The organism is Streptosporangium canum (assembly GCF_900113865.1).
Lineage (GTDB): Bacteria > Actinomycetota > Actinomycetes > Streptosporangiales > Streptosporangiaceae > Streptosporangium > Streptosporangium canum.
The window spans coordinates 72070-78403 of record NZ_FOQY01000039.1 but is presented as its reverse complement, the minus strand read 5'-3'; the positions used below and the strand labels follow the sequence as shown (position 1 = coordinate 78403).

Sequence of the window (6334 nt, the reverse complement as noted above, 5' to 3'; positions counted from 1 at the left end):
CTGCATTCGTGGAGCTTCCACCAGCTCGGCCGGTTCATTGCCTACAAGGCGGCCCGTGCCGGTGTCGCTCTGGTCTACATGGACCCGGCCTACACCTCGCAAGGCTGCTCGGCCTGCGGGCACGTGGACAAGAAGAACCGGCCGGACCAGGAAACCTTCCGCTGTACGTCGTGCGGCTTCGCTGAGCACGCCGACGTCAACGCAGCTCGTAACATCGCCGCACGCGGTGTCACAAGCTGGGCAGTGAGTCACGCTGCCTGACGCGGACCAAACCGTCGAAGCCACCGACGGCGAGGAGCTGCAAGCTCAGCCCTTCAGGGCTGAGAAGCTGACCGCTTACGGGCGAGGGTGACGCCGTCGCGCACGGGCAGCATCACGGAGTCGACGCGCTCGTCCCCGACGACGGTCTCGTTCATCTGGCGCATGGCCGCGTCGGCCTCGTCCTGGAAGGCAGGGTCGAGCACGCGGCCCCCGCGCAGCACGTTGTCGAGGACGATCAGGCCGCCGGGGCGCAGCCGTACGACCAGCTCCTCGTAGTAGAGGGGGTAGCTGACCTTGTCCGCGTCGATGAACGCGAAGTCGACGACCGGCTCGGCCGGGAGCGCCCGCAGGGTCTCGACCGCCGGGGCGATCCGCAGGTCGATCCGGTCGGCCACGCCGGCCCGGTCCCAGTAGCCACGGGCGATCGAGGTCCACTCGTCGCTGACGTCGCAGGCGAGAAGGCGACCGTCCTCGGGCAGGCCCCGGGCGATGCAGATCGACGAGTAGCCGGTGAACACCCCTACTTCGACGGCCCGTCGCGCGCCCACCAGCCGGACCAGCATGGTGAGGAACTCGCCCTCGTCGTGGGAGATCTGCATGCCCGCGGAATCGGGGAAGGCCTGCCGCGTCTCCGCGGCCAGCTCGCGAAGCAGGTCGTCGGCGGGTGTGCAGTGGGAGAGCAGATAGTCGTTCACGGCGGGGTTGACGATGTCCATGGTGTCTCCTTCGGATGTTCTTCGCACGGCGGGTCGCCGGCCGGCCGCGAGTCTCCTCGCGGTGCGGGGCACGGGAGGCGGCGGCTGACAGCGTCTCGCACCCCGGCCGGACAGTCCGAGGGTGAACCTTACGGGCTGCCGCTCGGCCTCCGCAGGGCCCGCGTCCCCGTTCTTCCCGCGGAGCGGCGGCCGTCCCGGCGGCACGGCCCGGGAATGCGGGTGGCGAGATCCACCTCGATCCCGGCAAGCGGCTGTCCCTCCCCGGCCGGCCCGCGTTCGATCTAGAGTCGGACCGTGATTCGATCTAGAGTCGGATCATGAAGGTCGGGGAGGCGCGGGCGGTGGCGGCGCGCTGGGTGGCGGGCCATCGGGTTCCCGGTTTCGCGGGCGCCTATGTCAGCGGCTCGGTCGCCTGGCGCCCGGTCGACGCAGAACTTCCGGTCACCTCGGACGTGGATCTGATGATCATGGTGAGCGGCGAGGTCCCGCCCAAGCTGGGCAAGTTCCGGCATGAGGGCCTGCTGCTGGAGGTCAGCTACGCGCCGTTGCAGTCGGCGGAGGAGGCGCTGGCCTCGCCGGCCCTGGCACCCGGCTTGAGCAGAGGCGTCCTTGTGGCCGATCCGGATGGATCGCTCGCCGCGCTGCATGCCGCCGTGGCAAGGGATTTCGCCCGCCCGTACTGGGTCCGCGCCCGATGCGCGGCGCTGGAAGGCCGTATCGAAGCCCTCACCCGGTTCGACGTCGGCCGGCCGCTCGCCGAGCGGGTGCTCTCCTGGGTGTTCCCGGCCAGTCTGCCGACGCTGGTGGTCCTGACGGCCGCCGGCGTCAACCCGACCGTTCGCCGCCGCTACGTGGCGGCCCGGGAGATTCTCACAAGGTACGGCGAAGCCGGGTTCTATGAGGAGTTACTCGACTGGCTCGGGTGCGCGCACCTCTCCAGGTCCCGGGTCGCCGCGCATCTGGAGCGGCTGACCGACGTCTACGACCGCGTGCCGTACGACCTGGCGAGGCCGTATGGGAGCGACCTCACCCCCGAGGCCCGGCAGATCTCCATCGACGGCACCCGCGAGCTCATCGAGCAGGGCCTGCACCGGGAGGCGACCTGGTGGATCGTCGTCACTTTCGCACGGTGCCTGACGTTCGCCCCCCACGGCACCGCCGCCTTGCAGGAGCTGCTCGATGACCTGGGAGTCGGCACGCCGGCGACGATGCGGCAGAGGGCCGAGAGGGTGGCGGCCGGATTGCCGAGGCTCCGGCGGGTGCGCGAGGCGCTCATGGACCGACGTGGGACGGACCCGACGTCGCGGACGGACGCGACGTGATGTCGAGCCGTGGCCGCCGCCGGCCGGCACGCCCCGGACCCGCCTTTCGGTGGCCTGGTCCCAGCGGCCTTCACGACCTCCTACCTCGCCCCCGGTGCGCCGATCTTTAACTTCACCCCGAATGGCAATGATCCACTATCCGGGCATTTTATGACAACAAATATTGATATATAGGAGAGTGTAAAACTCGCATATATCCACATTTGCCGCAGGCGCTCTAGAAAGGATAAAGGAAATCCGGCTATCCGTCGCGCCAGGCGAATGAGGCGATTAGGATTTAACGCGATTGGCGAGGTGAAGGGGGGTCACCTCCCGTCCCCGATCGTTGTGAAGTTCCGCCCTCGAAATCGTCGAACAGGCAGTGGTCTCCATGGCCGGATCCTCTCCCTCCCCGCCCGGCGACGGCTCGCGGGGGCCGGACGGGGATCCCTCCGGCCTCACCCCCGCGAAGCTCAGGGAGGTCGCGGTCACCGCCCTGATCGGCGGCGGCGTCACCGCCCTCTTCACCGTTCTGGTGGAGGGCGTGCGGGCACTGGGCACGGGTCTCACCCTGCTCACCAGCGCGGTGGTCGGCCTGGCCGTGGCCGTTCTCCTGACCTTGGGACATTTCTCCAGGTTCCTCCGCCGGCTGCTGGAGCCGGTGAAGCGGATCGTCACGCGCCGCCGTGCCCCGGCGGCGGCCGGGACCGGCGGCCCGGACCGGCCGCCGAGCCGGAGACGCCAGCGGCTGGAACGGGCCGGGCTCAAGCTGTCGGCCGGTTACGTCGGCGTCCTGTTCGGCGCCGCCGTCGTCATGGTCCCGTGGGGAGCCGTCCAGGGCGGGGTGTGGCTGAGCCACAGAATCCGGCCCCCGGACTGCGAGCGGCCGCTTGAACTGCGTGTCGTCACCGCTCCCGAGAACGTTCTCGCCCTGCGCGAGAGCATCGCCCTGTTCATCCGGAGCAGGCTGGTGGACGGCTGCGCGCCGTACGCGATCTCGGTGGGGGTCGCGCCGTCGATCGGCGAGCTGGCCTACGCCCTCGGCGACAACTGGTACCGCGACGACGTGCGACAGGAGGGGGGTGAGCCGTTCCGCCGCCTCTACGGCCCGCGTGCCGACGCCTGGATCGCCACGAGCACCGGTGAGGCCGGCCTGGTCTCCGACGAGATGAAGGCGGGTGGCGCCACGTTGCGCATCGGCCCGACGGTCGCGTCCGACCGCCTGGTGATCGGCATGATCAGCGGACGCGCCGAGGACATCAGGGAGCGGCTCCCGCTGGAACGGCCCGGCAGCCACAGCCTGCGGGACCTGTGGACCGCCATCCGATCGGACTCCGGCATGTCGGTGAGCTATCCGCAGCCCGAGCTCTCCACCGCCGGGCTCGCCGCGGTCTCCGACCTCCTGCTCCTCGACGACGCGGCGGACGACACGGCGGACGACGTGGTGGATCGGGAACAGCGGGGGATCGTCGCCGAGAGCGTCAGCTCCCTGCTCTGCCAGTTCAAGACCGTGACTCAGGGAGCCGGGGGCGAGAACCTCGCCCGGAGCCTGGCCGTGGTGGTCCCCTTTCACAGCCTGACGGACTACAACAACGGGAGGTTCAACGACCCCCGCTGCCCGGAGGGGGCGTCGAGCGGAAGGAACAAGCTCCGTGAGTTCCCCTCTCCGGGGCTCTCCAGGCTGGACTACCCGTTCGTCACGATCGACTGGCCGAACGAGCGGAGCGAGGAGCGCGCGGCGGGGCTCGGCCTGCTGCGCGGATGGCTGACCGCCCACCCGCTCTTCGGCGACGGCGCCGCAGGGAAACCGGAGACCGGAGTGGCCGTGCGCGGCCTGAAGGATCTGCGAGACGCCCAGAGCGAGTTCTTCGACCTCCTCCCCCGCGTCGACGCCGAGATCGCGCTTGACGTGTCCGGCTCGATGGCCGCCCCGCCCCGGTCCCTGCTCGTCCGGCTGCGCGAGGCGTTTCCCGACGTCAAGCCCGTGATCACCCCGCGAGACGACCTCACGCTGAGCTCCTTCTCCAGGATCGGCGGGAAGACCCGGGTCAGGGAGCTCCAGCCGTCGGTGAGCCGTGAGGAGTTCGACGAGCTCACCAAGAGCGTCATCGGCGCGACGGGACGCGGCTCCGACGCCCCCGTATCGGACATGATCATGAATCTGAACGGGCGTGCCGGCTCACCCGGGCGCGCTCTCGTCGTCATGACCGACGGAGGCGTCTTCGACAACGAGCGGCGGGGGGAGAGCATCGGCAGGACGCTCGCCCGCGCGCCCCACGTCACCGACCTCTACGTCCTGGCTCTCGGCGACAACGGCTGCGACCGCTCGCCCCCGCGGCGCGGGAAATACCGGGCCTGTGTCGAGACGGGCCCCGACATGCAACAGGCGCTGAGACATCTGATCTCCAGCATGCGCGGAAAGGCCCGGTGATGAGCGTGACACGACGCCCGCGCGACCTGCTCCGCCGGTTGGATCCGGCCCAGCGCCGCTGGGGCGGCGCCGGGCTGGTGGCGGGGCTGGCCCTGGCGTCGGTGCTCGTCTCCCTCGCCGGGAAGGGCGCCCCGCCGTCCGTCTCCTCCTTCACCGGCTGCGGAGGGCCGAACCGGCTCACCGTGGCGACCGGCGCCGACATCACCGCCGGGAGCTTCCGCCGCGATCTCATCGAGGAGTGGAACCGTACGCACACCACCCAGGTCACCCTGGTGGAGATGGCCGACCGCACCGACGAGGAGCGGGCCGAGATGGTGGGCCGGGCCCGGCTGGGGAGCTGCGCCTACGACGTGTTCTCCATGGACGTCGCCTGGATGGCCGAGTTCGCCCGCAGCGGCTACATCCGCCCCTACCCTCTCGAACCCGGAGAGGCCAACCGCTACGTGGACAACGTTCTGGAAGCCGGCCAGGTGGACGGTGTCCAGTACGCGGCGCCCTTCGTCACCGACGTGCCTCTCCTCTTCCACCGTCGTGGCGTGCCCGTGCCCACCACGATGGAGCAGCTCTGGAAATACGCCGCCGAGCACGGCGGATACTCCGTACAGCTCGGTGACTACGAGGGAGGGACGGTCAACCTGCTGGAGGCGATCCTGTCCGCGGACGGGAGGATCACCGACGGCGAGCGGATCGTGGTGGACGAGGAGGATTCCGGTGAGCGCGTGCGCGAGGCCCTCTCCCGCTGGCACGCGCTGCTGGAGAGGGGGGTCCTGGCGCGCGGCGCGGAGAACTTCTCCAAGGAAGACACCTTCAGCACCTTCCGGAACGGATTCCTGGAGCGGGCGTCGAAGAACTCAGCGGAGGAGAGCAGCCTCCAGGCGTTCCGCGATGACGACGTCGCCTACATGCGCAACTGGCCGTTCGCGTTCCACCGCCTGGCCACGGACCGTTCGATGTACGACGACCAGGGACGCCTGCGCTTCGGCATGGCGGCGCTACCCGGGGCCGGCATCCTCGGCGGGTTCAATCTGGCGATCTCCGCGCATTCCGGCAACCCGGCCAAGGCCAGGACGCTCATCGACTTCCTGACCGGGCACGACGCGCAGATGAAGCTGTTCGCGTGCAGCGGGTATCCCCCCGTCCTCGAATCCGTCTACGACGAATACGAGAAGAATCCGCGCACCTGCGGCCAGTTGTTGGCCCCCACCGCCGGAAAGGGCGCCACGGCGGCTCCGACGGACGGTCCCGCCTCCATGCCCACCGGAGAGGACACCGAGCTCACCGGCCCCATGCTCCAGGACCTGGCGGCGAAGATCCACCAAGCCCTGCTCAGGGCCGAATCGCGCCCGCAGTATTCCTACTACGCCGCTTTCAGTGAGGTGTTCCGTTCGTGCGCCCGCGCGGTGGTCACCGGCGACCTGCTCGCGAAGGAGCTGGATCTCGCCCGGTTCGCCGACGCCCTGCGCGACGCGCGGCAGGGCAGAGCGCCCGCGGAACCGGTCAGGTCGCTCGCCCACTGCGGGAAACCCGAAGGACGGCAGGGGCAGTGAGACCCGGGGGCAGTGAGATCCGGGGACGGCGGGAGTGGTGAGATCCGGAGGGCGGCGGAGGCGGTGAGCCCCGGCGGG

General features: G+C 70.0%; 5 protein-coding genes. 4 read left to right on the top strand and 1 reads right to left on the bottom strand.

The window, feature by feature from the left end; translation table 11 throughout:
* Nucleotides 1–261: RNA-guided endonuclease InsQ/TnpB family protein (locus BM085_RS36665; RefSeq protein WP_143121224.1), on the top strand; the 261-nt coding region annotated here is incomplete at its 5' end.
* A 53-nt stretch (nucleotides 262–314) separates the two neighbouring features.
* Here BM085_RS36665 and BM085_RS36660 read toward each other — a convergent pair.
* Entirely contained in the window at nucleotides 315–977 is a 663-nt protein-coding gene (locus BM085_RS36660; RefSeq protein WP_093891368.1) for an O-methyltransferase, read from the bottom strand.
* A gap of 317 nt (nucleotides 978–1294) precedes the next feature.
* On the opposite strand from BM085_RS36660, the gene BM085_RS36655 reads away from it, so the two are divergent.
* The 3 genes from BM085_RS36655 (at nucleotide 1295) to BM085_RS36645 (ending at nucleotide 6256) form a co-directional block, all read left to right on the top strand.
* Entirely contained in the window at nucleotides 1295–2299 is a 1005-nt protein-coding gene (locus tag BM085_RS36655; RefSeq protein ID WP_093891367.1) for a hypothetical protein, read from the top strand.
* A gap of 370 nt (nucleotides 2300–2669) precedes the next feature.
* A complete protein-coding gene (locus BM085_RS36650; protein ID WP_143121223.1) occupies nucleotides 2670–4709 on the top strand; it encodes a vWA domain-containing protein in 2040 nt (679 codons plus the stop codon).
* On the top strand, nucleotides 4709–6256 hold the full coding sequence (locus BM085_RS36645) for an extracellular solute-binding protein (RefSeq protein WP_093891365.1): 1548 nt from the start codon (nucleotides 4709–4711) through the stop codon (nucleotides 6254–6256). The genes BM085_RS36650 and BM085_RS36645 overlap by 1 nt, the downstream gene beginning before the upstream one ends.
* Nucleotides 6257–6334: the final 78 nt, after the last annotated feature.

Excerpts from the sequence above, each read along its gene's own strand:
- BM085_RS36660 (WP_093891368.1), bottom strand. The coding sequence starts at position 977 with ATGGACATCGTCAACCCCGCCGTGAACGACTATCTGCTCTCCCACTGC.
- BM085_RS36655 (WP_093891367.1), top strand. The coding sequence starts at position 1,295 with ATGAAGGTCGGGGAGGCGCGGGCGGTGGCGGCGCGCTGGGTGGCGGGC.
- BM085_RS36650 (WP_143121223.1), top strand. The coding sequence starts at position 2,670 with ATGGCCGGATCCTCTCCCTCCCCGCCCGGCGACGGCTCGCGGGGGCCG.
- BM085_RS36645 (WP_093891365.1), top strand. The coding sequence starts at position 4,709 with ATGAGCGTGACACGACGCCCGCGCGACCTGCTCCGCCGGTTGGATCCG.